This window comes from Bowmanella denitrificans (genome assembly GCF_002887595.1).
Lineage (GTDB): Bacteria > Pseudomonadota > Gammaproteobacteria > Enterobacterales > Alteromonadaceae > Bowmanella > Bowmanella denitrificans.
The window spans coordinates 210,891-237,883 of record NZ_PEBU01000007.1 but is presented as its reverse complement, the minus strand read 5'-3'; the positions used below and the strand labels follow the sequence as shown (position 1 = coordinate 237,883).

General features: G+C 50.0%; 20 protein-coding genes. 14 read left to right on the top strand and 6 right to left on the bottom strand.

Annotation, left to right across the window (positions count from 1 at the left end; all coding sequences use genetic code 11):
• Nucleotides 1–164 precede the first annotated feature (164 nt).
• Both rimI and yfbV read left to right on the top strand, forming a co-directional pair.
• The gene (gene rimI, locus CSR04_RS14610) at nucleotides 165–1,265 is read left to right on the top strand and encodes a ribosomal protein S18-alanine N-acetyltransferase (RefSeq protein WP_216362569.1); all 1,101 of its coding nucleotides are present in this window, start codon (nucleotides 165–167) and stop codon (nucleotides 1,263–1,265) included.
• A 104-nt stretch (nucleotides 1,266–1,369) separates the two neighbouring features.
• Nucleotides 1,370–1,816 carry a terminus macrodomain insulation protein YfbV gene (gene yfbV / locus CSR04_RS14605; protein ID WP_102797036.1) on the top strand — a complete coding sequence of 149 codons (447 nt, stop codon included), beginning with the start codon at nucleotides 1,370–1,372 and terminating at the stop codon, nucleotides 1,814–1,816.
• On the opposite strand, the gene CSR04_RS14600 is transcribed toward yfbV, so the two are convergent.
• Nucleotides 1,813–2,097, bottom strand: a complete 285-nt coding sequence (locus CSR04_RS14600) for a hypothetical protein (RefSeq protein ID WP_102797035.1) — start codon at nucleotides 2,095–2,097, stop codon at nucleotides 1,813–1,815. The two genes, yfbV and CSR04_RS14600, sit on opposite strands and share 4 nt — an antisense overlap.
• Nucleotides 2,098–2,240: 143 nt before the next feature.
• Between CSR04_RS14600 and CSR04_RS14595 the strand changes: the two genes are divergently transcribed.
• From CSR04_RS14595 to CSR04_RS14585, 3 genes are all read left to right on the top strand, one after another.
• Nucleotides 2,241–4,283 (top strand): S9 family peptidase, encoded by a 2,043-nt coding sequence (locus CSR04_RS14595; protein WP_172449366.1) that lies wholly within the window; start codon nucleotides 2,241–2,243, stop codon nucleotides 4,281–4,283.
• Nucleotides 4,280–5,329 carry a CNNM domain-containing protein gene (locus CSR04_RS14590; protein ID WP_102797034.1) on the top strand — a complete coding sequence of 350 codons (1,050 nt, stop codon included), beginning with the start codon at nucleotides 4,280–4,282 and terminating at the stop codon, nucleotides 5,327–5,329. Before CSR04_RS14595 ends, CSR04_RS14590 begins: the two co-directional genes overlap by 4 nt.
• Before the next feature lie 87 nt (nucleotides 5,330–5,416).
• Nucleotides 5,417–7,570 (top strand): patatin-like phospholipase family protein, encoded by a 2,154-nt coding sequence (locus CSR04_RS14585; protein WP_102797033.1) that lies wholly within the window; start codon nucleotides 5,417–5,419, stop codon nucleotides 7,568–7,570.
• Here the strand turns inward: CSR04_RS14585 and CSR04_RS14580 are convergent.
• A complete protein-coding gene (locus CSR04_RS14580) occupies nucleotides 7,554–8,354 on the bottom strand; it encodes an acyl-CoA thioesterase (protein ID WP_102797032.1) in 801 nt (266 codons plus the stop codon). The genes CSR04_RS14585 and CSR04_RS14580 overlap by 17 nt on opposite strands.
• A 230-nt stretch (nucleotides 8,355–8,584) precedes the next feature.
• Here CSR04_RS14580 and CSR04_RS14575 point away from each other — a divergent pair, with 230 nt between their 5' ends.
• Nucleotides 8,585–9,580, top strand: coding sequence for a branched-chain amino acid aminotransferase (locus CSR04_RS14575; protein ID WP_102797031.1), 996 nt, complete (start codon nucleotides 8,585–8,587; stop codon nucleotides 9,578–9,580).
• 45 nt (nucleotides 9,581–9,625) lie between these two features.
• Here CSR04_RS14575 and pyk read toward each other — a convergent pair whose 3' ends face one another.
• On the bottom strand, nucleotides 9,626–11,062 hold the full coding sequence (pyk, locus tag CSR04_RS14570; protein WP_102797030.1) for a pyruvate kinase: 1,437 nt from the start codon (nucleotides 11,060–11,062) through the stop codon (nucleotides 9,626–9,628).
• Between the two features lie 264 nt (nucleotides 11,063–11,326).
• Nucleotides 11,327–12,181 carry a MurR/RpiR family transcriptional regulator gene (locus tag CSR04_RS14565; protein WP_102797029.1) on the bottom strand — a complete coding sequence of 285 codons (855 nt, stop codon included), beginning with the start codon at nucleotides 12,179–12,181 and terminating at the stop codon, nucleotides 11,327–11,329.
• Between the two features lie 248 nt (nucleotides 12,182–12,429).
• Here CSR04_RS14565 and zwf point away from each other — a divergent pair, with 248 nt between their 5' ends.
• Genes zwf through CSR04_RS14540 form a run of 5 tightly spaced genes read left to right on the top strand, consistent with a single transcriptional unit; the run spans nucleotide 12,430 to nucleotide 18,067 of the window.
• Complete coding sequence (gene zwf, locus CSR04_RS14560) at nucleotides 12,430–13,920, top strand: glucose-6-phosphate dehydrogenase (protein ID WP_102797092.1); 1,491 nt, start codon at nucleotides 12,430–12,432, stop codon at nucleotides 13,918–13,920.
• A gap of 3 nt (nucleotides 13,921–13,923) precedes the next feature.
• Nucleotides 13,924–14,610 carry a 6-phosphogluconolactonase gene (pgl, locus tag CSR04_RS14555; protein WP_102797028.1) on the top strand — a complete coding sequence of 229 codons (687 nt, stop codon included), beginning with the start codon at nucleotides 13,924–13,926 and terminating at the stop codon, nucleotides 14,608–14,610.
• Between the two features lie 9 nt (nucleotides 14,611–14,619).
• Entirely contained in the window at nucleotides 14,620–16,449 is a 1,830-nt protein-coding gene (gene edd / locus CSR04_RS14550) for a phosphogluconate dehydratase (protein ID WP_102797027.1), read from the top strand.
• On the top strand, nucleotides 16,446–17,399 hold the full coding sequence (locus CSR04_RS14545) for a glucokinase (RefSeq protein ID WP_102797026.1): 954 nt from the start codon (nucleotides 16,446–16,448) through the stop codon (nucleotides 17,397–17,399). Before edd ends, CSR04_RS14545 begins: the two co-directional genes overlap by 4 nt.
• 5 nt (nucleotides 17,400–17,404) lie before the next feature.
• Nucleotides 17,405–18,067 (top strand): bifunctional 4-hydroxy-2-oxoglutarate aldolase/2-dehydro-3-deoxy-phosphogluconate aldolase, encoded by a 663-nt coding sequence (locus CSR04_RS14540; protein ID WP_102797025.1) that lies wholly within the window; start codon nucleotides 17,405–17,407, stop codon nucleotides 18,065–18,067.
• Between the two features lie 51 nt (nucleotides 18,068–18,118).
• Here the strand turns inward: CSR04_RS14540 and CSR04_RS14535 are convergent, their stop codons facing one another.
• Together CSR04_RS14535 and gap are read right to left on the bottom strand one after the other, a co-directional pair.
• Nucleotides 18,119–18,958, bottom strand: coding sequence for a D-hexose-6-phosphate mutarotase (locus tag CSR04_RS14535; protein ID WP_102797024.1), 840 nt, complete (start codon nucleotides 18,956–18,958; stop codon nucleotides 18,119–18,121).
• Between the two features lie 107 nt (nucleotides 18,959–19,065).
• Nucleotides 19,066–20,073, bottom strand: a complete 1,008-nt coding sequence (gene gap, locus CSR04_RS14530) for a type I glyceraldehyde-3-phosphate dehydrogenase (protein ID WP_102797023.1) — start codon at nucleotides 20,071–20,073, stop codon at nucleotides 19,066–19,068.
• A gap of 382 nt (nucleotides 20,074–20,455) precedes the next feature.
• Here gap and malQ point away from each other — a divergent pair, with 382 nt between their 5' ends.
• Genes malQ through glgX form a run of 3 tightly spaced genes read left to right on the top strand, consistent with a single transcriptional unit; the run spans nucleotide 20,456 to nucleotide 26,931 of the window.
• Nucleotides 20,456–22,663, top strand: a complete 2,208-nt coding sequence (gene malQ / locus CSR04_RS14525) for a 4-alpha-glucanotransferase (protein ID WP_102797022.1) — start codon at nucleotides 20,456–20,458, stop codon at nucleotides 22,661–22,663.
• A gap of 22 nt (nucleotides 22,664–22,685) precedes the next feature.
• Entirely contained in the window at nucleotides 22,686–24,875 is a 2,190-nt protein-coding gene (gene glgB / locus CSR04_RS14520; RefSeq protein ID WP_102797021.1) for a 1,4-alpha-glucan branching protein GlgB, read from the top strand.
• The gene (glgX, locus tag CSR04_RS14515) at nucleotides 24,859–26,931 is read left to right on the top strand and encodes a glycogen debranching protein GlgX (RefSeq protein ID WP_102797020.1); all 2,073 of its coding nucleotides are present in this window, start codon (nucleotides 24,859–24,861) and stop codon (nucleotides 26,929–26,931) included. The genes glgB and glgX overlap by 17 nt, the downstream gene beginning before the upstream one ends.
• Nucleotides 26,932–26,993 lie beyond the last annotated feature (62 nt).

Below are 26,993 nucleotides of genomic sequence, written 5' to 3'. Positions count from 1 at the left end.
GCAACAGAATATCGATGGCTAACCTACTCCAGGGACTGTTTATCTTTCAAGTATAGATTTTGTTGAAACCCAGCCCCTGGCTGAATAATAGTTTTAAACGTCTGGCTTATTGCAGTTTCTTTGATTACGCCTAAACTATCGCCACGCATCAGTTTGAGTCCACGTTGTTGAGCAATCTTGAAATCAGACCTGCACAGGTCGCCGATATCCCAGATTTAATGACCCTGGAAAAAGCCAGTTTCACGACCGACAGAATATCCCGTCGCAGTTTTGGTTACTTCATCCGTAAGGGGCATTGCTCTTTAGTTGTTGCCTATGAAAACGGGCAACTGGCTGGTTATGCTCTGGTGCTTTACCGCAATGGCACTCAGCTTGCCAGACTTTACTCTATTGCGGTATCTGATGCCTTTCGGGGGCGTGGCGTAGCCCAGCAACTTCTCACAGAAATGGAGCAACTGGCGACACAGGAACTTTGCCTGTTTATGCGCCTGGAGGTTCGGGTGGATAATCAGGCTGCCATCAATTTGTACCAGAAGCTTAAATTCCGCCCTATCGGCCGTGTGGAAGGCTACTACGAAGACGGTGGTGATGCCTTGCAGATGGAAAGGACGCTAAGACCGACCAAACTGGGCAAAATCCCAAACCTGCGCTATCAGCAAAATACGGATTTCACCTGTGGGCCGGCCAGTCTGATGATGGCCATGCACAAGCTTGATGCCGGTTACAACATGTCCATGGAGGAAGAGATACAGATTTGGCGCGAAGCCACCACTATTTTCATGACATCAGGACACGGCGGTTGCAGCGGCTTTGGTCTGGCCTTAAGTGCCTGGCGGCGCGGCTTTAAAGTGCATTTGTATGTCAACCAGACGTCTGTGCCCTTTATCAACAGTGTCCGTGACCCTCAGAAGAAAGTGGTGATAGAACAAGTGCATAAACACTTTGTCAGTCAGTTGCAGGACACCGATGTCGATGTGCATTACCAGCCTTTAACACTGAGTAAACTGGATGATTATCTTGGTCAGGGTGCAGTGTTGGTGAGTCTGATCAGTATGTGGCGGCTAACCAGGGACAAAGCACCACATTGGGTGTTGGTGGCCGGTGCTGATCAAAATTGTGTTTCTATTACCGATCCTGAACGGGATTATGAAAGCTGGCAAACCGAAATGGATTTTACCAATGTGCCGGTAAGTCGTGAGGAATTTATCAAAATGGCGTCGTTTGGCCGCGACCGCCTGACCAGCACGCTGGTTCTGTATCGTTAATACTTGTGTATCTGTGCGGCCATCAGACCTGTACAAATCTTTGCCACGCAAAGCTGGATTTGCTGGTATAGTTAACTCAACGGCTTTAGTTTAGCGAGGCAGTTATGGCCCAATCCATTTCCGGTATGTTCAAAGATGGTCAGGCATATATGCAGCTATGGCCAATGCAGCCTGAGCTCTATGGGTTGTTTCCCGAATGCCGGGTGATTGCGGCGACCCGCTTTTCATTGCGTTTTATGCCACCGCTAGCCGTATTGGTTGCCTTTATTCATGTGAATACTTTTGGAAATGACGCATTACCCCAGGCCATTGCGCTGGCGGCATTCTTTTTGAGTTTGCCTATGCAGGGCTTATTGTGGCTGGGTCATCGGGCCAATCAATCGCTGCCACCGGCTATGCAGGGATGGTATCGTGAGATTCATCAAAAAATGCGCCAGCAAGGTTGCCAGTTGCAAGAAATCAAGAATAAGCCTAGGTACATGGAGCTGGCAGCACTGCTACGTAAAGCGTTTGATGAACTGGACAGAGTGTTTACCCGGCAGTGGTTTTAAACCTGCGTATCCAATAACTTTCCAGGCATCTCGGCTTGTTGGTATTTGTAATACTTGAGTTCGGTTTCAAGTATATAGTTTTCCATCTGCCGTTCTATCTTCAGTTTGATTCTGTAGTCTTTATCCATGGCATTCAACGTCTGTGTGGCCGGCGCGCTTTGCTCTTGCGCAGCGTCGGGCCGAGCGTTTTTCGGTTGCCATTGTACAGGTCTGGCAGTTGAGCCGTTCATGACTTGAACGGAGCGGAGCTGATCTGTTGTATAAGCGATGGACATGTTCATAACATCCTCCTGCTGTTTATATCGGCCAGGCAGCTCAATAAATGAGCAGAATGACGTTTCTAATGCGACAAACGGCGGATGACAGCCCGTGCATAGGGTGTAACAATCAGCGCTCTAATAATGACAATATTCAGGGAAGCAAAATGAATCCTTTGAAATGCCTGGTATTTTTTCTAGCTGTAGGCAGCCTGCCGAGTATGGCTGCTTCGTCAGACACCTTTACTGCTCAAGATATTTTTAATCTGGAATATGCGTCAGATCTGGTGATTCGGAACAATGGTGAAGAGGTGCTATTTGTTCGCCAGTTTATGGATATCTATCAGGATAAAAAGCTGGGTAATATCTGGCAGGTCAATGACCAAGGTGATTTGCTGCCGCTCACCAGTGGTAATCATCAGGATTTTGGACTGGCTCTATCGCCAGATGGTAACCGGCTTGCATATATTTCGACTCGTTCTGGTAAGCCACAAGTGCATATGCAGTGGCTGGATAAGGGTAAAAGTGCGCAATTGACACACCTTACGTCGGCGCCCAGCGGGTTAACCTGGTCGCCGGACGGTAAGTCACTGGCTTTTAGAATGTTTGTAAAAGGAAAGGCCAAAAGTCCGGTTTCGCTGGCAGGCAAGCCCGAAGGGGCCAAGTGGGCAGACCCCGCAATATTTATCGACGATCTTTATTATCGGGCTGATGGCGGCGGGTATGCTGAACCTGGCTTTATGCAACTCTTTGTTATGGATTCCGAGGGGGGAAGTGCCCGGCAACTGACCTTCGGTGATTATCATCACAATGGTGCGATGAGTTGGAGTGCGGATGGTAAGTTCCTGTATTTTTCTGCCAATTTGCACGACAACTATCAGCTTGCGCCATTGAATAGCGAGATTTACCGCCTGGACATCGCCAGCGGCGAGATTAACGCGTTAACTGACAGAGATGGACCGGATCAACAACCAAGCGTGTCGCCGGATGGCAAGACACTGGCCTATCTTGGCTACGATGACAAGCGTACCAACTACGAGAACCGACGTTTATATGTGCTGGATTTGTCCAGTGGTAAATCCACACTGCTGAGTGGAACCTTAGATCGCAGTATCGATGCTTTTAAATGGGATCCCAAAGGTAAGGGCTTGTTTATTCAGTATGATGACAAAGGCCAAACCTTGTTAGCATCGATTACGCTGGATGGAAAACTCAAGGTACTGACAGATTCGTTAGGTGGGCAGTCATATGGTCGGCCCTACACAGGTGCAGAGTTCGATGTTGCTGCAAATGGTACGCTGGCTTTTACTTATTCAGATGCTTTGCGTCCTGCAGATGTGGCGGTATGGCGAAAAGGTCAGGCGCGCCAGCTGACTCATTTAAACGACGATGCCCTGGCTCATAAACGCCTGGGCAAAGTGCAAGAGATTTGGTATCAATCCAGTGCTGATAAATTGGATATTCAGGGCTGGGTGGTGTACCCACCTGGATTCGATGCAGGCAAAAAATACCCGTTGCTATTGGAGATTCATGGCGGGCCTACTACCGCATATGGGCCACATTTTTCGGCGGAAGTACAGTTATATGCCGCCGCGGGTTATGTGGTGCTGTATACCAACCCGAGGGGCAGTTCCAGTTATGGCGAGGCCTTTGCGCAGAAGATTCATCACAATTACCCGAGTCAGGACTATGACGATTTAATGAGTGGCGTGGATACCCTGATAGACAAAGGCTTTATTGATGAAACCCAGTTGTTTGTCACTGGTGGTTCTGGTGGCGGTGTGCTGACGGCCTGGATAGTTGGTCATACCGACAGATTTAAAGCGGCAGTGGTGGCAAAGCCTGTTATCAACTGGTATAGCTTTGTGCTTACTTCTGATTTTTATCCGTTTTTCAGTCAATACTGGTTTGCCAAAAAGCCTTGGGAAGATCCTGAGCATTATCTGCAGCGCTCACCCATCAGCTATGTGGGCAATGTTAAAACCCCTACCATGCTGCTGACCGGTGAAGCGGATTATCGTACCCCAATCTCTGAAACCGAGCAGTATTATCAGGCTCTTAAACTTCAGGGCGTTGACACGGCCATGGTCAGGATTCCTGATGCACCACATGGGATTTATAAGCGCCCCAGCAATCTGATGAGCAAAGTACAATATATTCTCTGGTGGTTTGACAAGCACAAGGAAAACAAGGAGCACAGTACACAATGATACTGTTGATTATTTATATCCTGGTGGCGCTGGGCTTCTCTTTTCTTTGCTCTGTGGCTGAGGCGGTTATTCTTAGTGTTTCTTCAGCCTATATCTCGGTATTGGAAGGCGAGGGGCGTCACAGTGGCGTTTTGTTGCGAAGCCAGACAGAGGACATCAATCGACCTTTGTCGGCCATCCTGACCTTGAATACGTTCGCTCATACCTTTGGTGCCGCAGGGGCCGGAGCCCAGGCCGCAATTGTGTTTGGTGATGCTTATCTTGGTCTGGCATCTGCGGTGTTGACCCTGTTGATTTTGATATTTTCTGAGATTATCCCCAAAACGATTGGCGCAACCTTCTGGCGCCAACTGGCACCTCTGACTGCTTATTTACTTAAGTACCTGATTTGGGCCATGTATCCTTTTGTTAAAATGTCCAATTGGCTCACTAGCTTTATTGCTCCGGAAGGCGCGATAAAAGGCCTTAACCGGGCGGAGCTGGCAGCCATGGCGGAGCTGGCCAGAGACGAGGGGCAATTGGCCAAGCGCGAGGCTCATATTCTGCAGAATCTGTTGACCTTGCATCAGATGAATATCAAGGAGGCTATGACACACCGCACCGTGGTGTTTTCATTGCCGGAGTTAATGACGGTAGAAACATTTTTCCACAAGCATGACGATGTCAGTTTTTCCCGTATCCCTGTCTATGAAAATGAACCAGAGCAGATTACCGGTTTTGTACTTAAAGCGGATTTGCTACTGGCACAGGCGCGGGGAAATGGCCAACGGCACTTAAAGGAATATCGTAAAGACATGGTAACCATGCTTAGTAGTATGCCGCTGGTGCAAACCTTTGATCATTTCCTTAATAACCGCGCTCATATGTTGTTGGTGGTGGATGAATATGGCGGGCTGGAAGGCATACTAACGCTGGAAGATCTGTTGGAAGCCATGCTGGGCATGGAGATTGTGGATGAAAAGGACAAAACCATCAGCATGAAAAAACTAGCCCACATTATGAGCCGCAGGCGTGGTGTGGGGCTGAATATCAGAAAATCTGAATGAAGTTATATTGGGTTATTTATTATAAGCTTCTGAATATTTAAGCCTTTATTCTATACTCTAGGTCCTGTCCTTAGTTCGGATTAACGCATGCAGTTGGATACTGATCGCAGTGAGCTGCTGGAAGAGCTGGCGTCTCGTCATGGCCTGATGGTCAATTGTGAGAAAGGCCATTTGCTGTTTGCTCAGGGCGATCTGAATACCGCCTTGTTTCGGTTAGTGCAAGGAACGGCAATTGTTCAGCTGCAGCATCAGGACATCAGTGTTTGCGCACTGGAACTGAAACCCGGTCAGTGGATTGGCCAGTCCATGATTGCTGACGAAGACAGCTTTGGCTTTGGGGTAAAGTGCTTATCCTCGTGCTTATTTGAGGAACTGGATTGGGACCTGGTCGGCAAGGACAGCCTGGATGAGCTGTCCATCTTGTTTGACCCTTTACATCATCGCCTGCACACCACCAGGCTGCTGCTACAAACTTTTGTTCGCTCTTACCCAAATGTGTCTGCGCAGTTTCTGCAGGAGCTTATTCAAAGCGCACATTTTACTTACCTGAAAGAAAATGAAACCTTGTTTGAGGCGGGGGATAGCGCCCAGGTCATGCACTTTTTATTGAGCGGTAAAATTGATGTCTATGTCGGGGGTAAAGACAATCTTAAACGCGTAGGCGAGATATTTCATGGTGAGGCATTCGGCGAAATGTCTTTGTTCAGTAATCAGGTACGCACTGCAACGTTAGTGGCGACCCGCTCAAGTTCGCTGATTAGTTTAGACCGACAGCAATTTGATCGACTGTCGGTGGTGTTTCCCTGGTTAAGTACTTATGTGGTCAGCAGCCTGATTGACAGAATCAAGAAGCAGAATGAAAAAGTCCGGCGCACAACGCAGCCCATTAACCGCCTGGTGTTAGTTTGTACTAAAGATGAAGCCCGTCGGACGGTGACCAGGCTAATGGAAAGCCTTGAGGAGAGTCCCTTTGCCGGCTTTACCGAGCAGGACATCAGCCGTCGTTTCAACTATCGTCCATTGCTGGACATCAGCCACTCGGCATTGATTGATCATCTTGATGAAAGAGAGCAAAGCAGTGCCATTAATTTGTATTTTTCCAATCTGGAATCCGACGACTGGACAAAGATTTGTCTGGAACGGGCCGATGAGGTCTGGTTGGTAGCCGATGCAGACCATTCTCCAAAACAAGTGGCAAACTGGCTGGAAAAATATAGCGCGATGTTTTCCTGGCAGAAGCAAAAAAAATTCCTCGTTCTGATTCAACCCGATGTGGCGCGTATTAGGGCCACTAATGAATGGCTGGCACAGCTACAAGTCAAACAACACTTCCACTTGCAAGCGGCCAGTGGCCAATGTACCGAACGTTTCCGCCGTTATCTTACGGACCAATCCGTTGGTTTGGTGTTAGGTGGGGGCGGGGCCAGAGGTTTTGCCCAGATTGGCATCTTCAAGGCCATGGAAGAAGCAGGCATTAAGGTAGACTGGGTAGGGGGGACCAGTATGGGCTCCATTATGGGGGGCTGGATTGCCATGGGGTGGGAAAGCGAGCGCATTATTGAGGCTATCAGACGGTTCTTTGTGTCGGTAAATCCGCTGGGTGATTACACCTTACCAATGATTTCCCTGTCTAAAAGCCAACGGCTTGATACGCTGCTGCATCAGGGCTTTGGTGATGCGTTGATTGAAGATATGGCGATACCTTATTTTTGCGTATCCTCTGATATGAGCACCGCGCAAGAGCGGGATCACGAGATGGGATTGCTGTGGCGAGCGATTCGCGCCAGTGTATCGATACCGGGAGTTATCGCCCCTGTTATTGATGGCGGTCATTATCTGGTGGATGGGGGGCTGTTTAATAATTTGCCCTGTGACTTGATGCGTCAGCGCAACAGGGGGCCTGTCATTGCTATTGATGTCAGCCCGGATGAAGATTACCTGACCCAACTGGAGCAGGTCCCTTCGCCCTGGCAATTATTGGTGAACAAGGTCTTGGGGCGTGAGCAGCCCAAGGTGCCCTCTATTCTCTATACCTTGCTGCGTTCATCTATGTTAGCCAGTACCCATAAACAGCGGGCCAACCGGGAGATGGTGGATTTTTTCATTCAACCGAAAATCGATAATGTGGGGATGCTGGACTTTCGCCGCGCTGAGCAAATCATTGCAGTGGGATACCGGGAAGGTGTGGCTTATCTGCAAAAAGGCATGCTTGAGCAGATAGGCCCTAGTCAAACACGGTGATAATTTGCCGACTGATAGCCACCAGTTCGCCCTGGGTATCCCAGATACTGGCTTCGCTGTGACAGTATCCATCAGCTGCCTGACGGGTATCGGCCTGATAGGCAAACCAGTCTGTTGGGGCCACAGGCTGGTGTGGGTGCACAAACTCCAGATTCCAACTCATCGTACTGGCCGGTGCCGGCCAGCGCAGCATCTGCAATATGGTGGGGGGCCAGGCGTCAATCAGCGTAATCAGGTGGGCGTCGGTCATGTTCGCCGGAGGCTGACTAAAGCGCATCCAGCCGTAGGTATTGGATTGTTTTTTACCGGTAAATGGCATGCCACCGTCAATTAGTGCCAAATCAACATGCTGCAAGAATTTGGGGGTCACCTTGGGAATTTGCGGAATAAATTTGGGTTTGGTCGGCAGTGGCATATTGTGCTGCCTGGTATTCTCCACCTGAATCTTAGAGGCACGGGCGACGCCGAAGCAAACCTGACTAAACACTGCAACTTGCTGATTCTGAATGGCTTTAGCAATCACCTGCGTAACATTTTTGCCTTCTCTGAGTACCTCAGTTTCGATATAAAAGGGCGTATCTGGTAGCAGCGGGCCAATAAAATTAGTGGTCAGGGAGCGCAGAATACTGTCGCTGCGCACCTGTTGACGGGCAGCCGTATACAACAATGCCGCAGACAAGCCACCAAACAGCGTGCGTCCCTGTGTCCAGCTTTTGGCAACGGTGATGCTTGTGTTGTGCTGTTGTGAATCCTGGGCCTGTTGAATCAGTTCATCAATATGCATAGTCAGATTGGGTTATGAGCGCATGCAGGTAGCTTAACTGGTCGGATGACCATCGTAAAGCCTTTGAGCTTATCAGCAAGTAACCAACTCCTGGCTTTATTCCTGCCCCTGACGCTAGATGGGAGCGAAGGAGGGCTTATCACTGGACAGCTAAATTAACTGAAGTCAGACTGCTTCAATTTGGTACAATCCAATTTTTCAATCGACCCTTGCTAGGAGAATCAAGAAGTATGTCGGCATTTGGCACCGTCTTTAGCCCGGAGATGATTGTCTCCCGTTTCGAGAATAACCATTGGAGTACTCCACAATTTGTCGCCGCCGACAGCATCGTGATGCATCCTGGCGCTCATGTACTGCATTACTCAAGTACTTGTTTTGAGGGGCTGAAAGCCTTTCGGCATGCCGATGGCAGCATTCATGTATTTCGTATGGATAAGAACGTTGCCCGTATGGCACAAAGCAGTGAACTGCTGTCGCTGCCAAACGTTGATACCACCATGCTGGCGGCTATGATCACCAATATGGTGCGCCGTTTTGCCGCAGATGTACCCAATCCTCCGGGTTCAATGTATATCCGCCCAACCCATATCGGCACCGAAGCCTCCATTGGTAAAGCTGCCGCACCTAGTGTCAGTTCCATGTTGTATGTGCTGCTTTCACCGGTTGGCGATTATTTTGCCGGCGGTGCCAAACCCTTGCGCTTATTGCTGGAAGACAATGCCCGCTGTGCACCGCATATGGGCATGGTAAAAAGTGGCGGCAACTATGCCAGTGCTTTACAGCCGATTATGAAAGCCCGCGCAGCGGTACAGGCAGACCAGGTACTGTTTTGTCCAAATGGGGATGTGCAGGAAACCGGCGCAGCGAACTTTTTACTGATCGATGGCAATGAAATTATTACCAAGGCGTTGGATCCCAGTTTCCTGCATGGTGTCACCCGCGATTCCATTCTGACCCTGGCACGGGATCGTGGTATGAAAGTTTCTGAGCGCCAACTGACAGTGGACGAGCTGCTGGAGCGCGCAGCGAAACCTGATTGTGAAGCGGCACTTTCTGGTACAGCGGCAGTATTAACGCCGGTTGGTACCTTGATTCATGATGGTAAAGAGTATCAGGTAGGTACAGGTTTGGGCGGTAATACCACCAATGCCTTACGCCAGGCATTAAATGAGATTCAGTGGGGGCAGGCCAGTGACAGCCATGGCTGGCTAACCAAAGTCTGTTAAATCAAGCTGATAAAGGCAGGCAATCGCATTGCCTGCCTGCATGGCTCAGGGAACGACTACAATTTTGCAACCGTTGGTAGCCCCTTCGGTTTCCATTTCATCGCCGTAGGTCATAATAAACTGGTCGCCGGACTGCACCAGATTCAGCTCCTTAAGGCAATTGACAACGTCACTTTTTAGCTGACCAGGGACACTGCCGGTAGAGTCAAAAAACACGGGTTTAACGCCACGGTATAAGGCCATCACATTGAGCGATGCCTGATGGCGGGACAAACCATATATAGGCAGACTGCTGGTAATACGGGACATCAATCTGGCGGTACCGCCACTTTCTGTCAGTGCCACAATGGCTTTGATACTGGAAAGATGATTGGCCGCATAGACCGCAGATAACGCCGTTGTTTCGCTGATGGAACTGAAATGCTCATCAATACGGTGTTTGGAAATTTTAACGCTAGGGTGGGTTTCTGCTCCCTCGCATACCCTGGCCATGGCTTTAACGGTCTCAACCGGGAACTGGCCTGCAGCGGTTTCGGCTGAGAGCATAACGGCATCTGTACCGTCCAATACCGCATTGGCCACATCCATCACCTCGGCGCGAGTCGGCAGGGGGCTGGATATCATCGACTCCATCATTTGCGTGGCTGTGATCACCACTTTATTTAACTGACGGCTGCGCGAGATGAGTTTCTTCTGTACCCCCACCAGTTCGGCATCACCAATTTCCACCCCTAAATCGCCACGGGCTACCATGACTGCATCTGAGGCCAGGATCACATCATCGATGGCGTCGTCGGTGGCAACGGCTTCGGCACGCTCAACCTTGGCACAAATCTTCGCTTTACAGCCAGCTTGTTCTGCCAGTTGGCGGGCGTATCGCAGATCATCGCCATTTCTGGGGAAAGAGACCGCCAGATAATCCACTTCCATCAGGGCGGCAGTCTTAATGTCTTCCTTGTCTTTGTCGGTCAGGGCCTCTGCCGTTAATCCGCCTCCCTGGCGGTTAATACCTTTATTGTTGGACAGTTTGCCGCCTACGGTCACTTTGGTATGCACTTTGTTGCCGATGACTTCGGCAACCTGCAATTGAATTCGACCATCATCTAACAGCAGGATATCGCCTGCGCTGACATCCTGGGGCAGGGCTTTATAGTCAATGCCCACCTGCTGTTGATTACCTTCATCACGACCAAGATCGGCATCCAGAATAAAATCCGCACCTACGGCCAGTTCAACCGGACCATTGGCGAAACGGGACACACGAATTTTTGGCCCCTGCAGGTCGCCCAGAATGGCAACGTACTTACCCAAACGCTGGGCAGCGGCACGCACACGTTTGGCGCGGTTGATATGATCTTCTGCGGTACCATGAGAGAAATTCATTCTTACCACATTGGCACCGGCTGCCAGTACCGCCTCAATTCTTTCATCTGTGTCGGTGGCAGGGCCCAATGTCGCAACGATCTTGGTTCTTCTTAACATAGTTTGATTCGCTCGTATGGTGACAGGCCAGCAATGCTGGCCAGATTCGATTCTCAGATTCAGTCTACAGCATTTATTGCTGTAATTTTATTACAGAATTCTAGCTAAAAATACGTTACCTGTGAAACTTTTTAACGAATTAACTGGTAGGAACAGCGTAGCCAAATTAGCTTCATTACCTTTCCCGACAAGTTCTGATCGTATTATCAGGTCGTCAGCAGATAAAAATAAGGCCCACAAAGGGCCTCAACATCTATCCATCAGTCAGCCTTGCTGCTTTTTATCGTAACGGGATTCCCGCAGGGTATCCTTAACCCGTTTAAGATTTTCACGGAACTTCGTGCCGCGGCGCAGGGTAAAGCCAGTGGCCAGCACATCTATCAGGGTAAGCTGAGCAATGCGCGATGCCATGGGCATATACATATCGGTGTCTTCAGGTACATCCAGTGAAATAACCAGGCTGCATTCTTTAGCCAGCGGACTGTCTTTGGACGTAATACCAATAACGGTGGCATCATTGCCACGGGCTATTTGGGCTATTTCCACCAGGCTCTTGGTACGACCAGTGTGGGAAATTAACACCACCACATCTTCTTCGGAGCTGTTCATACAACTCATGCGCTGCATCAGAATATCGTCAAAGTAGACTACCGGCACGTTGAAACGAAAGAACTTGTTTAAAGCATCATGGGCGACAGATGCCGATGCACCCAAGCCAAAGAACGAGATTTTTTGCGCCTGGGTTAGCAAGTCCACCACCCGGTTTATAATATTGACGTCCAGGGATTGGCGGGCAACTTCCAGCGCTGCCATGGTAGACTCGAATATCTTCTTGGTATACTCATCAGGCCCATCCGATTCTTCCACATGGCGGTTCACATAAGGTGTACCATTTGCCAGACTTTGTGCCAGGTGCAGTTTGAAATCGGGGAAGCCTTTGGTGTCCAGACGGCGACAGAAGCGATTCACTGTCGGTTCGCTGACGTTGGACATTTTCGCCAGGGTGGCGATGCTGGAGTGAATGGCTGTTTGTGGATTAGCCATGATCACTTCGGCAACTTTGCGTTCAGACTTGCTGAACAGGGCGTGGCTTTGGCTGATTTTTTCAAGAATGTTCATAGGCGCTGCAGAATCTACTTATAATTGTATGGGTCTATTTTTGTAAGTTTTTAACAGATTTGCTAGCTTTTTCGCCGCATTTTGTCAGCGAAGCTGGGCGCTCTGGAGAAAAACTGACGAGTCAAGTTGTAATTTTACTACATTTGATGTTTACTAACGGGAAGTTTACCAAGTCATCCGAGCGTTATTTAGTAAATTTACCGCGTTTTGGTAATTTTTTTGATTTTATTCTATTCGGGTTGAAACTCATGGTGTTGGAAAATACTGTCGAACCTTGTGACTTTGTTATCTTTGGCAGCAAAGGTGACCTGGCACGTCGCAAACTCTTACCTTCGTTATATCAATTGGAGAAAGCCAATCTGGTTCACAGCGATACCAAAATAATTGGTGTTGCCCGTCACGAACACAGTGACGAAGAATTTGTGGCGCTGGTGAAGGAAAATATTGAGAAATTCAGCGGTGAAGCCTTATGTGCTGATACCTGGGCGCGTTTTTCCGCCAAGCTGGATTATGTTTGTCTGGATATGCAGGACAGCAGCAGTTACACCTCTTTTAAAGAGCATGTTGATGCGTCCCGTACTATGGTTTGCTATCTGGCCACGCCGCCATCCATTTACGGCGATATCTGCAAAGGGCTGCATGAAGCCGGTATTATCGACCCCAGTATGCGCGTAGTGCTGGAAAAACCTATCGGTCACGATCTGGCGTCATCCAAGATTATTAATAATCAGGTGGCCGAGTATTTTAATGAAAACCAGATTTATCGTATCGACCACTATCTGGGCAAAGAAACCGTTCTTAACCTGATAGCCCTGCGTTTTGCCAATAGCATCTTTGCTACCAACTGGGACCACAACTGTATCGATCATGTGCAGATTAGTGTCGCGGAATCCGTGGGCATTGAAGGCCGCTGGGGATATTTTGACGAAGCAGGTCAAATGCGCGATATGGTGCAAAACCATTTGCTGCAAATTCTCACGCTAATTGCCATGGAGCCCCCCACAACACTGGACGCTGACAGCATCCGTGATGAAAAGCTGAAGGTATTAAAGGCATTACGCCCTATTAACAGCTCCAATATTGCCGAGAAAACCGTACGTGGTCAGTACACTACGGGTTTTGTAAAAGGCAAAGAAGTACCTGGCTATCTGGAAGAGCCTGATGCCAACCAAAAGAGTGAAACCGAAACTTTCGTCGCTCTGAAAGTGGAAGTGGACAACTGGCGCTGGGCGGGCGTGCCTTTTTACCTGCGTACTGGTAAACGCATGCCGACTAAGGTTAGCGAAATTGCCATTTATTTTAAGCCGCAGCCGCATAACCTGTTTAAAGACAGCTTCGCCAAGCTGCCACCGAACAAACTGACCATTCGTCTGCAGCCTGACGAAGGCGTCGAAATCACGGTCATGAACAAAGTGCCAGGCTTAACCGGCTCCAGTTCGATGAACCTGCAAAAGTCCAAGCTTAATCTGAGTTTTTCTGAAACCTTTAAGGATGAGCGCATTGCTGATGCGTATGAAAAACTGTTGCTGGAAGTCATGATAGGTAATCAGGCACTGTTTGTACGGCGTGACGAAATTGAACAGGCCTGGACCTGGGTTGATAGCATCATCGGTGCATGGGAGAGCAGCAATGAGCCGGCAGAACCCTATCAGGCTGGTACCTGGGGACCCGTTGCCTCTATTGCGCTGATGGCTCGTGATGGCCGTGCCTGGTATGAAAGCAAACTGGGAAGGAAATAGTTGATGCGTACTAGCAACTTTGCTTCACCCCAGGAATTGAATCTGGCCTTTGCTGAACGAATTGCCCGGTTGCTGAGTGAAGGTATCGCCGCACGCGGTAAGGCGAGTCTGGTGGTGTCAGGTGGCCGTACCCCGCAAGGTATGTTCGCACAGCTTTCTCAGCAGGACCTGGACTGGTCCAAAGTCGTTGTCAGCCTGGCGGATGAACGCTGGGTGGATAGCTCGGATGAGTCCAGCAATGAAAAAATGGTCCGTGAGCATCTGCTGCAGAATAAGGCTCAGGCTGCTACCTTTATTGGTTTAAAGAACCCGGCACAGCAGGCTCAGGATGGTGTTGATGACTGCGTTGCGGCAATCGCACAGATGCCATTGCCTATTGATGTGCTGATCCTCGGCATGGGCGAAGACGGCCATACTGCATCATTGTTCCCTTGTTCGGCACAAATCAGTCAGGGCCTGGATCTAAACTATCCCAAACCTTATCTGGCGGTACAGCCAACAACCGCGCCGCATTGGCGTATGTCATTGTCTTTGGCTGCATTGCTGAATAGTCGTCATGTATTTTTACACCTGACCGGTGAAGGCAAAAAAGCCGTATTAGACAAGGCGCTGGCCGGTACCGATGAATTTGAGATGCCCATCCGTGCGGTACTGAACCGTGCCGACGTAGAATTAGTCTGGGCACCCTAGGAGAGATTTATGCATTCCACCATCCAGGAAGTTACCGAGCGCATTATTGAACGCAGTAAAGCAACACGCGCAGCGTATCTGGCTAAAATTGACAAAGCCAGAGGCCAGGGCCCGCATCGCGGCGTGTTGTCTTGCGGCAATCTGGCACATGGTTTTGCGGCGTGTAACCAGGACGACAAAGCCAGCCTGCGCAGCATGACCAAAGCTAATGTGGCGATTATTTCCTCGTACAACGATATGTTGTCTGCGCACCAGCCCTATGAAAGCTATCCGCAATTGATTAAACAGGCGGTGCATCAAGTGGGCAGTGTGGCCCAGTTTGCTGGCGGTGTACCCGCCATGTGTGACGGGGTGACACAGGGTAACCCTGGTATGGATCTCAGCTTGATGAGCCGCGATGTGATTGCTCAGTCGACGGCCGTAGCCTTGTCACACAATATGTTTGATGCGGCCCTGATGCTGGGGATTTGTGACAAAATTGTACCCGGATTGCTGATCGGCTCTCTGGCGTTTGGCCATTTGCCTACCGTATTTGTACCCGCCGGCCCCATGCCATCTGGTATTCCTAATAAGGAAAAGGCCCGTGTTCGACAGGCGTATGCCGAAGGCAAGGCTACCCGGGAAGAGCTGCTGGAAGCGGAGTCTAAGTCTTACCACAGTGCGGGTACTTGCACTTTCTATGGTACGGCCAACAGTAACCAGCTAGTGGTGGAAGTGATGGGTCTGCATTTGCCTGGCTCCTCGTTTGTTAATCCAGGTACACCACTGCGTGATGCCCTAACCCGTGCCGCCGCCGTACAGGCCACCAGACTGACTGATCTGGGTGACAACTATATGCCTATCGGCCATATCGTTGATGCGAAAAGCATTGTTAATGGTCTGGTCGCTCTGCTGGCAACAGGTGGGTCTACCAACCATACCATGCACTTGGTGGCGGTGGCCCGCGCTGCTGGTTATCTGATTAACTGGGATGACTTCTCGGATATTTCCAACGCAGTACCATTGTTGACCCGCATTTATCCTAACGGTTCGGCTGACATTAACCACTTTGTTGCCGCTGGCGGTATGGCACTGCTGTTCCGCGAGTTGCTGGATGCAGGCCTTCTGCACAACGACGTAAATACCATATGTGGTAAAGGGTTGGAACAATACACCAAAGAGCCGGTGCTGGAAAATGGTGAACTGGTGTGGAAAGACGGCCCTAAAACCTCGTTAGACACCTCGGTGTTTTCTTCGGTTAAAGCGCCCTTTAAACCCGATGGTGGCCTGGCGGTGCTAAACGGCAACCTGGGTCGTGGGGTGATTAAAACCTCGGCTCTGCGTGACGGTAAAACCCATATCAAGGCACCAGCCGTGGTATTTGAAGACCAGTTTGACCTGGACCGGGCGTTCAAGGCCGGAGAGCTGGATCGCGATTGTATTGTGGTGGTGCGCTTCCAGGGCCCTAAAGCCATTGGTATGCCGGAATTGCACCGTTTAACCCCACCACTTGGGGTACTGCAGGACAGAGGTTATCAGGTGGCGTTGGTTACTGACGGACGTATGTCGGGTGCCTCGGGCAAAGTGCCTGCTGCTATTCATGTTACACCGGAAGCTTATGACGGCGGTTTGCTGGCCAAAGTGCAAAACGGCGACATTATTGAGCTGAACGCCGAAAACGGCGAGCTGACATTGTTAGTGGATGAAGACGAACTGGCACGTCGTGAAAACAAGCTGGCTGATATCAATAATCACCTGCAGGGCATGGGGCGTGAGATGTTTGCTGGCATGCGGGCGACCCTGACTGGCGCTGAAGAGGGTGCCTGTTCTTTGTTTGCTACTCAGGTGCAGAATGTATGAAAGCCCAGTTTGTCGCTGATGTAGGCGGTACCAATATTCGTCTGGCCCAGGTGGTGGATGGGGGAATTAGCCAGGTACGCAAGTATCTGTGCAATGACTACCCCAGCATTGGCGATGCCATCCGCGCCTATACCCAGAGTTTTCCGCAGTTGCAGTTTAATGCCGGCTGCATTGCCATTGCTTGTCCGGTGGATAAAGACCTGATCAAGATGACTAACCATCATTGGCAGTTTTCAAAAGCAGCCTTAAAAGACGAGTTAGCCTTGGATTGTCTGGAGGTGATCAATGATTACACCGCAATCTCCATGTCGCTGCCGGTGTTAAGCGCTGAGCAAAAAGTGCAGATTGGCGGCGGGCAGGTGCAAGCTGGTCAGAATATTGCCGTGTTCGGCCCAGGCACAGGTCTGGGAGTGGGGCATCTCACGGCAGTTGATGATGGCTGGCAATGCCTGGACGGAGAGGGCGGCCATGTGGATTTCGCACCTATTGATGAACTGGATTTGGCCATATGGCGCTTTTTAAACAAAAAGCATGGCCATGCCTCTGCCGAGGAAGTCTTGTCTGGTCGCGGCCTGGTTCAAATCTATCAGGCCCTGGCTGAGCATTTCGACAAGTCAGCCGTACAGACTGAGCCTGCGGACATTACTGGTCTTGCTATACGTGGCGAATGTGAACTCTGCGAGGCAACGCTGCAGCAGTTTTGCCGGGTGATGGGGAGCTTTGGTGGCAACTTGGCCCTGAATCTGGCTACCTTTGGTGGGGTATACATTGCTGGCGGTATCGTACCGCGATTTGTTGAATTTTTGCAGCGCAGCGAATTCCGTCAGCGCTTTGAAGCTAAGGGACGTTTCCAACACTATGTGCAAGCGATCCCGACATTTGTAATTACCGAACCGGATCATGGCCTGATTGGCACAGCCGCGTATTTGACACAGCATTTTAAAGGTTAATCTCGATGACTAAAGATTGGATGATTTCTGCCGAGCAACTCTTCGCTCAAGGACCCGTGGTACCTGTGCTGGTGATTAAAGATGTGGCCCATGCCGTCCCTCTTGCCAAGGCATTAATTGAGGGCGGTATCCGGGTTCTGGAAGTCACGCTACGTACGCCTGCCGCACTCGATGTTATTCGCGAGATTGCTGACAAAGTACCTGATGCCATGATAGGTGCAGGCACGGTAACCAATGCGGCGCAGTTACAGCAAGTGGCTGAAGCCGGTGCTAAATTTGCCATCAGTCCGGGCCTGACGACTGAGTTGCTGGAAGCTGGTAACGCATCGAAAATTGCGTTGATACCAGGCATTTCGTCAATTTCAGAACTGATGAAAGGCCGTGATCTGGGTTATACCCACTTTAAGTTTTTCCCGGCGGAGGCCTCAGGGGGGATCAAAGCGCTGAAATCCATAGGTGGTCCATTCCCTGATGTGACCTTCTGTCCAACCGGTGGTATTGGGGCAAATAACTACCTGGATTATCTGGCATTGCCAAATGTGCGCTGTGTAGGTGGTTCCTGGCTGGCGCCTGATGACGTGGTTGCTGAAGGTAACTGGGCGAAAATTACTGAGCTGGCATCACAGGCTGTCAAAGGTGCCGCGGCAGTGGATAGCGCGACTGCCTGAGGGTGTAAAAGCGATTATAAAAGCCGACGTAAGTCGGCTTTTTTGTGGCCTTTAAGCGATAACCTGTTTGAGCGTATGGCTTTGTCCAGGCGCCAGCTCCAGGCCTTGTGTGATTGCGGCTTCAATGCAAAGCATCTGCTGATAGCCGTTGGCTGGCATATCTGCCATGTGCGCGGATTTTTCCTGCCAGGGATTCCATACCACCAGGCTGTCATGCCCTTGATTGTGGAGTTGGGTTGCACACTCAGCATCTACAATGCTGATATCCGCGCTCTGGGTTAGATGGATCCGGTCCGTTTCCGCTGCGATGCAGTAGGGGCTTGGCGAGGTGTCCATCAGGGTGTTCTGCACTTTATCCTGATAGGGGCCCTGTAAACCGGTGATTTTTACCTTGCCAATATCACTGACCCGGAAGTAGCTATGTAAGGCTCCGCCGAAGGTGAAAGCCTGCTGGCCGGTATTACGGGTAATCAGGCTGACACTAAGTTGATGGCCAATCAGCAGTTCCAGAGTCAGCTCGGCGCTGTGCACAAAGCCGGGGCCGCTGCATTGCTTGGGTTGCAGTTGCAGGCGGGTTTCATCCACATCATCATCTACCCTGATGACCTGCCACATCTGATTACGTACCAAGCCATGAGCGGGTAAATCGGCTTGTGAGGCCTGGCCGAACCAGGGCCAGCATAGGGGAATACCACCACGAATGGGTTTACTACCGTCCATTACGGCTTTGGGGCTTAGCCAAAGCCGTTGCCTGTTGTCACGTTTGGGCATAAAACTCAGCACATGGCCACCAAACAGCGACAACTCCAGACTGGCCACTGGATTATCGACACTGATGATTGGCATTCCCTGATCGGAAGTACGCTGAAATACATGGGTGGATAATTTCATGGCTATTCCCTTTAGCTAAACGGTATACCAACTATGCTGAAGAATGCTCCCGGCTGCGTCAATATAAAAAAAACGGCCTGTGCGGCCGTTTTCAGCAAATCTGACTGTTACAGACTTAGCCAGTATTGAGCGTTGTCCAGCATACGGTTGCTGAAGCCCCACTCATTGTCATACCAGGACATCACTTTTACCAGTTTGCCTTGTACTTTGGTTTGCGTGGCATCAAACACAGAGGAGTAAGGAATATGGTTAAAATCAACAGACACCAGGGGCTGTTCGTTAACATCCAGTACTTCACTCATGGGCGCGCTGGCTGCTGCTTTGGCGATAATCTCATTCACTTCCGCCACTGTGGTCTCACGACCGGCAACAAAACTTAAATCCACCAACGACACGTTGATAACAGGCACCCGCACTGACATACCGTCGAATTTGCCTTTCAGCTCTGGTACAACCAGGCCCACCGCAGCGGCGGCACCGGTTTTAGACGGGATCATAGACATAGCGGCGGCGCGGGCACGACGGACATCGGTGTGATATACATCACTTAAACGCTGATCATTGGTATAGGCATGAATGGTCGTCATCAGGCCGCTTTCGATACCGAGCGCGTCGTACAACGGCTTGGCAATAGGCGCAAGACAGTTAGTGGTACAGGATGCATTGGAAATAACTGTCATATCACCGGTCAGTACATCGTGGTTCACACCATAAACCACTGTCGCATCAACGTCAGTGCCTGGCGCGGAGATAATCACTTTGCGTGCACCGGCTTTGATGTGCGCTTCGGCATCGCTTTTTTTAGTGAACAGTCCGGTACATTCAAATACCACGTCAATACCCAGCTCGCCCCAGGGTAAATCCGCTGGGTTGCGCTCGGAATAAATATTGATCTTATCGTCGTTAACGTAAATGGCTTTGTCGTCGTGGCTGACTTTAGCGGCAAAACGGCCATGGGCTGTATCGTACTTGACCAGATGAGCATTGATGGAGGCATCGCCCAGATCATTGATAGCTACAATTTTCAGGTCATAGTGTTTTTCTGACTCGTACAGGGCGCGCAGTACGTTGCGACCTATACGTCCGAATCCATTAATGGCAACTTTGATGGTCATGACATTCCTCGACTTTTTGCACTTGTTGAAAATAAATTACAGAAATTATGGATCAAACTGCGAGCTAAGGCAAAGGCTCATCCCTGATTTGTTGTTTAATTACATAAAATATTTATGCAATCGTATTCTCATAGACTAGTCTGGCTTTCTTAACTAGCTTTTACCGATACCTGCAAGCATTGACACAACCATTGTGTAACAAGCAGGTAAGTACTGGTGTCTGCTGCAATACTGCTTTTTGACAGGGACAATAGGCAACAGTTCAGATAAACAGTTTGGCAATGCAACATCGGGGATGAGCAGTCTTTTAAATTGCAAATGCCTCTGTTAGCTTGGTCATCAACCGGATGGTTTCATCCACTTATATGGCGTTTTCATATCCATGAATCAATCCCTTATCGACAGACTGATAGAAGTCAGGGGCATAGAGTCCAATTACATCGACGCCTGGGGCAAACCAGCACAGATTGACCCGGCCAGTAAAAACAAGTTGCTGAAAGCCATGGGTTACCCGGTTGATGACGAACAAGGCCTGATGGAAAAGCTCGAACAGGAGCGTTTGCAGGCCTGGCTGAATCCACTGGATCCTGTGCAGGTAAACCGCCTTGGTGAACCCTTGATTGTTGCATTACGTTTGCCTATTGAATTAGTTAATGACCGTTATTCTTTGCGTCTGGTCAGCGAACAGGGACAGGTGACGGACCAGGCTGTGGTGCCAAGCGAAGGAGAGCTTATAAATGTCAGCCATATTCAGGATGTCGAATTTCAGGAGTATTTACTCGACATCCAGGCTGCGCCAGGGCTTGGATATCACCAATTAAAGCTGGTGGCCGAGGGTGAGGACGAACTGGCGGTCATGAAACTGATTATTGCGCCACAGGCTTGTTACACACCTGCCACAATTGAGCAGGGCGGAAAAATCTGGGGGTTAAGCGTACAACTGTATTGCCTGCGCAGTGAGCGAAATTGGGGAGTAGGAGACTTTACTGATTTGCGCTTGTTATTGGCCAAAGCTGCCGACAGTGGTGCTCATTTTGTCGGTTTAAACCCTATTCATGCGCTCTATCCTGCCAATCCTGACGCCTGCAGTCCGTATGGCCCTTCTTCCAGGCGCTGGCTGAATTTCATCTATCTGGATGTCAGTGCTATTGAAGGCTTTGACGAACAAGCCATTCAGACGCTTTATCAGGAGGCTAATTTTCAGCATGCACTGCAGCAGGTCAGGGACAATGAGCAGGTGGACTATCAGCAGGTTACCAGACTCAAACTGGCCATATTGAGTCCGCTGTTTGAACAATTTAATCAACGCTATCTTAAAGGCAATACCAGGCAAAACCGCGCATTTAAAGCTTTTGTCGCCCAAGGCGGGGAAAGCCTACAAATGCTGGCGACCTATGATGCCCTGCAAGAAACGCTTAAAGAGCAGGGCAAAGAATATTGGGGCTGGCCGGTGTTCCCCGCTGCGCTGGCAGAATTCCATCTGCCTGATGTGAAAGCCTTTCAAAAGAAATATGCACAGCGGATAAAATTCTATCAGTTTCTGCAATGGCAGGCGGCGTTACAGCTTGAGCAAGCCCATCAACTTGCCATAGAGAACAATATGGTCATCGGTATTTACCGCGATCTGGCCGTTGGAGTGAGTGAAGGCAGTGCCGAGATTTGGGGCAATAAATCCTTATATGCCATTAACGCCAGTGTGGGGGCGCCGCCAGATGTGCTTGGACCGCTTGGGCAGAACTGGGGCCTGCCGCCCATGGATCCACAAAAACTGTATCAACAAGCTTATCAGCCCATTATCGATTTGTTTAGCGCCAATATGCAGTCCTGTGGGGCGCTTCGAATTGACCATGTAATGGCTTTGTTAAGGCTGTGGTGGGTAGCCAGGGGCGATAGCGCCAAGCAAGGTGGTTATGTTTATTATCCGGTGGATGATCTGCTAGGAATTCTGGCTCTGGAAAGTCACCGTCACCAGGTTTTAGTTATAGGAGAGGACCTTGGCACCGTACCCGAAGAGATTCGTGACAAGCTGGCTGACAACGGCATTTATTCGTACCGGGTATTTTTCTTCGAACAGGCCGAAGATGGTGGTTTTTATTCGCCGGCCCATTACCCGGTGCAATCTATGTCCACTCTGACCACCCATGATATGCCAACCCTCAAGGGTTACTGGCATTGCCTGGATTTAGAACTGGGACAGCGTTTAGGTTTGTATCCAAGCGACGATATTGTCTCGTCTTTGTACCGCAGTCGACATGACAATAAACAACAGATCCTTAACTCTCTGCATGGTCATGGCAGTATTCCGGACTGGATAGATAGGCACGTGGACCAAGTTGGCATGACCTGGGAATTGAATCAGGGTATGCAAGTACATATGGCGGGTGGCTCCAGCGCATTGTTGAGCCTGCAATTGGAAGATTGGCTGCAAATGGACAAACCTGTTAACGTACCTGGTACCAGCCACGAATACCCCAACTGGCAGCGTAAGCTAAGCGTTAATCTGGAGCAGATCTTTGACGAACCGACATTGCAGTCGCTAAGCCGTCAATTAACCGAGGCAAGGAACCGGGCTACACAAGCCCAGGGTTAACAGAGTGATAAGCAGAGAATCCATGCAGTTAGATGTCCTACAAGCAGCGCGATGTGCAGAGCCTTTTAATTTACTCGGACCGGGGCAGGATCAGTCCGGAGGGTGGATAAGGGCCTGGTTACCTGGGGCCACAGATGTCAGTGTGCTCGAGCTGGCAAGTGGCAAACACCTTGGCCATATGCAGCAGCAAAGTGGTTCGGCGCTATTTGAACTTGTCTTACCTCAGTACCAGCAGGTTCCACTTTATGCGCTGGAGATCACTACGCTGGATGGCAAATTCGAACGTATTGATCCTTACCAGTTCAAAGAACAGGCCTACCATGCGGTACATTTTGTTGATCACGACCCGCAGAATGTTTACCAACAATTGGGGGCGCAACTGCTTGAACTGGATGTTGGCTTAGATAAGACGATTCGTGGCACCCGGTTTGCGGTGTATGCACCTAATGCCTTGGCGGTGTCTGTTATTGGTGATTTTAACTGGTGGAATGATACTGCCCATCCTATGCAGAAAACCAGCCTGGGGTACTGGGTCTTGTTTGTACCGGGAATCGCAGCCGGTACCCGCTATAAGTATGCGCTTAAGGACAGGCAAGGTAATTCGTTACCACATAAGGCTGACCCTGTTGGTTTTCAGGCTGAGCAGTATCCGTCCCATGCCTCTGTCGTGTATGAGCATGCAAAATACACATGGCAGGATGAGGCCTGGATGAGTCGCCAGGGCTGGGATCCGTACCATCAGCCTATGAGTATTTACGAGGTACACCTTGGCTCCTGGCGACGCAAGTTATCTGACAATGGCAGTGTGTTTTTAAGTTACCGGGAACTGGCCAGCGTTCTGCTGCCTTACGTTGTTGAAATGGGCTACACCCATCTGGAAATCCTACCTGTGTCGGAACACCCTTTTGATGGGTCCTGGGGTTATCAGCCGGTGGGATTGTTTGCCCCTACCAGTCGTTTTGGCAACCCGGATGATTTTAAATACTTTGTTGATCAATGCCATCAGCACGGTATTGGTGTCATTATCGACTGGGTGCCGGCCCATTTTCCCGAGGACGGTCACGGCTTAGCCAGATTCGACGGTACGCATGTGTATGAATACGAGGATCCGCGTAAGGGCTGGCATCCTGACTGGGACTCGTGCATTTATGATTTTGGTAAAAATGAGGTACGGCAGTTTCTGGTCGCCAGTGCCTTGTATTGGCTCGACAAGTTTCATATTGATGGCCTGCGCGTTGATGCGGTGGCCTCCATGTTGTATCTGGATTATTCCCGTAAGGACGGTGAGTGGATCCCCAATGTGGATGGCGGCAATCACAACTATGAGGCCATCAGCCTGTTACGTTGGATGAACGAAGAAGCCTACCGTCGTTTCCCTTTAGCCATGACCATTGCCGAGGAGTCCACTTCTTTTGCCAAAGTATCCCGGCCCGTGTTCGAAGGGGGCTTGGGGTTTGGCTTTAAGTGGAATATGGGCTGGATGCACGACTCTCTGCATTATATTGCCAAAGATCCGGCATATCGGCGTTATCACCATAATGAACTGACGTTTTCCATGGTGTATGCCTATGACGAAAGCTTCATTTTGCCGATATCCCATGACGAAGTCGTGCATGGTAAAGGTTCGCTGCTGCGAAAAATGCCGGGCGACGAGTGGCAGCAGGCAGCCAATCTGCGTTGTTACGCGGCCTTTATGTACGGGCATCCCGGCAAAAAACTGAATTTTATGGGCAATGAAATCGGCCAGAGCAGTGAATGGAATCATGACAGCTCGGTACAATGGCATTTGCTGGATTATGATAAACACCAGGGGATTCAGTTGTTGTATCAATCACTGAACCGATTGTACTGCCAGTATCCCGCGCTGCATCAGTGTGACCATGCCGCAACGGGTTTTGAGTGGGTTGATCATCAGAACAGTGAGCAAAGTATACTGGCCTTTGTACGCAAGAGTCTGGACAGCCGCCAGAAAATCTATGTGATATGTAATTTTACCCCGGTACCCCATCAGGGGTTTCGCATGGGTGTGACAGATGCAGGTCACTACAAGGTGTTATTAAACAGTGATGACGCCCAGTATTGGGGCAGTGGATACTCTGACAAGGTGGCCTATGTCAGCGAGCAACAAACCTGGCATGGCAAACCCCATTCTGTGCAAATTGATTTACCGCCTCTGGCAACACTCTACTTGATCTATGAGCAAATCGACTGAGATTTCTTCACAACTGGTAAGCTGCGGGCTGCCCAAACCTTTGGGCGCTGTGCCTACCGCAAGTGGCTGTAATTTTGCCGTACACGCGCCTAATGCCGAGCGTGTGGTACTTTGCCTGTTTCATGCTGATACCGAAGAGCCACTGCTGGAAATTGACCTGCCGGCTAAAACCGGCAAGATTTGGCATGGGCATATTGAAGGGATACAAGCCGGACAACTGTATGGCTACCGTGTGCATGGCCCATCCAGGGTCGACACCGGGCATTGCTTTACCCCCGAAAAACTCTTGATTGACCCTTATGCGCGTCGCCTCAATCGTCCGCTGGTATGGAATGCCCGGCAGTATCGGGATGACAGCCAGTTTATGATCCCCAAGGCCATTGTCTGTGATCCACTGCCGCCGTTAACTACCGACGAAAAGCCGGATTACAGCGATGCCGAAACCATTCTGTATGAGGTACATGTAAAAGGTCTGACGCAGCAACATCCGCAGGTGCCTAAGGCGAAACAGGGCAAGTTTCTGGGGGTGTGTGAACCCGTCATACTGGAACACCTTAATGCACTGGGCGTCACTGCCATCCAGTTGATGCCGGTCATGGCTTTTATGCCTGAGCCATTTATCACCAATAAGGGCCTGACCAACTACTGGGGCTATAACAGCATTAATTATTTTTGCCCGGACCCGCGTTACGCTATTGATGATCCTGTGCAAGAGTTTCGCACTATGGTGCATGAGCTGCACTGTGCCGGCATCGAAGTGATTCTGGATGTCGTATTTAACCACACCGCAGAAGGCGGCCTGGATGGCCCTATCTTGTCGTTTAAGGGCTTTGATAATCAGGCGTTTTATCTGTTTGAACACAACGAATTTGGCATTCCTGATTACCGGCGCTATCTGAATAATTCCGGCTGTGGCAATTCGGTCAATACTGCCCATCCTTTTGTCATGAAACTGGTGATGGATGCCCTACGTTACTGGGTGCAGGTGATGGGGGTGGACGGCTTTCGTTTTGACCTTGCTGCCAGTTTGGGACGGGATCCTTACGAGTTCAGTGGTCAGTCAGGATTTTTCCGCGCCTTACGTCAGGACCCGGTTTTGTCAAATGTGAAGCTGATTGCCGAGCCCTGGGATTTAGGTATTGGTGGTTATCGTCTGGGCCAGTTTCCGTCCCATTGGCATGAATGCAATGACAAGTACCGTGATCAGGTACGGGCGTTCTGGCGGGGTGATAAGGGCCTGACCAGCGATTTTGCCACCCGTTTGCTTGGCTCAAGGGACATTTTTCACAAAGACATCAGAGCGATTACCAGTTCGGTCAATATGCTTACCTACCATGACGGTTTTACCTTACAGGATCTGGTCAGCTACGCAGAACGGCACAATGACGCCAATCTGGAAAATAATCGCGATGGGCACGGCCATAACCTGTCTGCCAATTATGGCGTAGAAGGGCCCAGTCGTGACAAGCAGATTGTGGCCTTACGTGAGCGACAGAAGCGCAATTTATTTGCCACACTGATGCTGTCGCAGGGCATTCCACATATGTTGGGGGGCGATGAGCTAAGCCGCACCCAACAGGGCAACAACAATGCCTATTGCCAGGATAACGATATCAGTTGGTTTAACTGGGACCTGACCAGGCGTAAACAGGATTTTCTGGCGTTTTGTAAACATATGATAGCGGTGCGGAAAAACAGTGAATTGCTAAGTTATCTGAATTTGCACGATGACAATTACAGCTTGCAGTTCAATGTGGCTAAAGTGGGTTGGTACCGACCAGACGGTGCCCGTAAGGTGGAAGATGACTGGCATGACGCCAATAATCAGGCATTTGCCGTTGAGCTTAAAGGTGAAGGAGCTCAGGCGGAACACTGGCTGATTCTATTCAATGCCAGCGATCATGACATTACCTTTCAACTGCCGGGTTGCAAAGCCTGCTGGCGACTGCTGGTGGACACGCGTTATGACCATCCGGCACAGATGCCACCATTTAGTATGCTGAACAGCTTTGAGCTGGCGTATAAAAGTCTTTGTGTTTTATATGAGTGGCAATGACTATTCTTGCGGTGTGAAAGTTACAAGCTGAGCAGGACTGTGTATAATCGCCGCCAATTTTT

What these genes read in the sequence shown, in the direction of transcription:
- yfbV (WP_102797036.1), top strand. Translation starts at nt 1,370, where the DNA reads ATGGCCCAATCCATTTCCGGTATGTTCAAAGATGGTCAGGCATATATG.
- CSR04_RS14540 (WP_102797025.1), top strand. Translation starts at nt 17,405, where the DNA reads ATGACTAAAGATTGGATGATTTCTGCCGAGCAACTCTTCGCTCAAGGA.
- CSR04_RS14575 (WP_102797031.1), top strand. Translation starts at nt 8,585, where the DNA reads ATGTCGGCATTTGGCACCGTCTTTAGCCCGGAGATGATTGTCTCCCGT.
- CSR04_RS14580 (WP_102797032.1), bottom strand. Translation starts at nt 8,354, where the DNA reads ATGCATATTGATGAACTGATTCAACAGGCCCAGGATTCACAACAGCAC.
- CSR04_RS14585 (WP_102797033.1), top strand. Translation starts at nt 5,417, where the DNA reads ATGCAGTTGGATACTGATCGCAGTGAGCTGCTGGAAGAGCTGGCGTCT.
- gap (WP_102797023.1), bottom strand. Translation starts at nt 20,073, where the DNA reads ATGACCATCAAAGTTGCCATTAATGGATTCGGACGTATAGGTCGCAAC.
- CSR04_RS14565 (WP_102797029.1), bottom strand. Translation starts at nt 12,181, where the DNA reads ATGAACATTCTTGAAAAAATCAGCCAAAGCCACGCCCTGTTCAGCAAG.
- CSR04_RS14545 (WP_102797026.1), top strand. Translation starts at nt 16,446, where the DNA reads ATGAAAGCCCAGTTTGTCGCTGATGTAGGCGGTACCAATATTCGTCTG.
- zwf (WP_102797092.1), top strand. Translation starts at nt 12,430, where the DNA reads ATGGTGTTGGAAAATACTGTCGAACCTTGTGACTTTGTTATCTTTGGC.
- pgl (WP_102797028.1), top strand. Translation starts at nt 13,924, where the DNA reads ATGCGTACTAGCAACTTTGCTTCACCCCAGGAATTGAATCTGGCCTTT.
- glgX (WP_102797020.1), top strand. Translation starts at nt 24,859, where the DNA reads ATGAGCAAATCGACTGAGATTTCTTCACAACTGGTAAGCTGCGGGCTG.
- malQ (WP_102797022.1), top strand. Translation starts at nt 20,456, where the DNA reads ATGAATCAATCCCTTATCGACAGACTGATAGAAGTCAGGGGCATAGAG.
- glgB (WP_102797021.1), top strand. Translation starts at nt 22,686, where the DNA reads ATGCAGTTAGATGTCCTACAAGCAGCGCGATGTGCAGAGCCTTTTAAT.
- edd (WP_102797027.1), top strand. Translation starts at nt 14,620, where the DNA reads ATGCATTCCACCATCCAGGAAGTTACCGAGCGCATTATTGAACGCAGT.
- CSR04_RS14590 (WP_102797034.1), top strand. Translation starts at nt 4,280, where the DNA reads ATGATACTGTTGATTATTTATATCCTGGTGGCGCTGGGCTTCTCTTTT.
- CSR04_RS14535 (WP_102797024.1), bottom strand. Translation starts at nt 18,958, where the DNA reads ATGAAATTATCCACCCATGTATTTCAGCGTACTTCCGATCAGGGAATG.
- CSR04_RS14600 (WP_102797035.1), bottom strand. Translation starts at nt 2,097, where the DNA reads ATGAACATGTCCATCGCTTATACAACAGATCAGCTCCGCTCCGTTCAA.
- pyk (WP_102797030.1), bottom strand. Translation starts at nt 11,062, where the DNA reads ATGTTAAGAAGAACCAAGATCGTTGCGACATTGGGCCCTGCCACCGAC.
- CSR04_RS14595 (WP_172449366.1), top strand. Translation starts at nt 2,241, where the DNA reads ATGAATCCTTTGAAATGCCTGGTATTTTTTCTAGCTGTAGGCAGCCTG.